This window comes from Marisediminitalea alba, assembly GCF_002993365.1.
In the GTDB taxonomy this organism is placed as follows: Bacteria; Pseudomonadota; Gammaproteobacteria; order Enterobacterales; family Alteromonadaceae; genus Alteromonas; species Alteromonas alba.
The window spans coordinates 1-827 of sequence record NZ_PVNP01000114.1; the positions used below are offsets into that span (position 1 = coordinate 1).

The following is an 827-nucleotide window of genomic DNA, read 5'->3' on the forward strand; positions in this document are numbered from 1 at the left end:
GATCATAGCTGCATAGTAAATCACAGCCATTACCGCCCATGAGCCAACAGTTAACTTTTGCCGATAGTGAGTTTTCCAGCAAGCGCCGCCAGACCCGTAAAGAGATATTCTTATCCAGAATGGATAAACTGCTGCCGTGGCCTCAACTGCTGGAAGTGATTGAACCCTTTTATCCTAAAGCTGGCAATGGCAGACGTCCGTACGCGCTTGAGACCATGTTTCGCATTCATTGTATGCAGCAATGGTATAGCCTCGGTGATGAAGCGATGGAAGATGCGTTATATGAAATTGCTTCGATGCGTCAATTTGCGCAACTATCACTGGATAAAGCCATTCCTGACCGCACAACCATTATGAACTTCCGGCACTTGCTGGAAAAACACAAGCTGACTCGCAAATTATTCAAAACGGTCAACCAATGGCTGTCGGACTGCGGTGTGATGATGACGCAGGGCACACTGGTGGATGCCACGATTATTGAAGCACCCAGCTCCACTAAAAACAAAAAGAATGAACGTGACCCGGATATGCATCAGACCAAGAAAGGCAATGAATGGCACTTCGGTATGAAAGCCCATATTGGTGTGGATGCCAAGAGTGGCCTGACCCATACGCTGGTGACCACCGCCGCCAACGAGCATGACCTGAACCAGTTGAAAAACCTGTTGCATGGCGAAGAAGAATTCGCTTCCGGCGATGCCGGTTATCAGGGCGCTTCGATGCGGGAAGAGTTGCAAGATACGAATGTGGAATGGCTGATTGCTGAACGCCCCGGAAAAGTCCGGGCACTGAAAAAGCATCCTCGCAAAAACAAAACGGCCATTAAC

General features: G+C 49.0%; 1 protein-coding gene. It reads left to right on the forward strand.

Annotated elements, in window-relative coordinates; all coding sequences use genetic code 11:
* Positions 1–38: 38 nt before the first annotated feature.
* Positions 39–827 (forward strand): IS5 family transposase (locus tag C6Y40_RS11375; protein ID WP_105934692.1); only part of this gene is annotated, 789 nt, incomplete at its 3' end.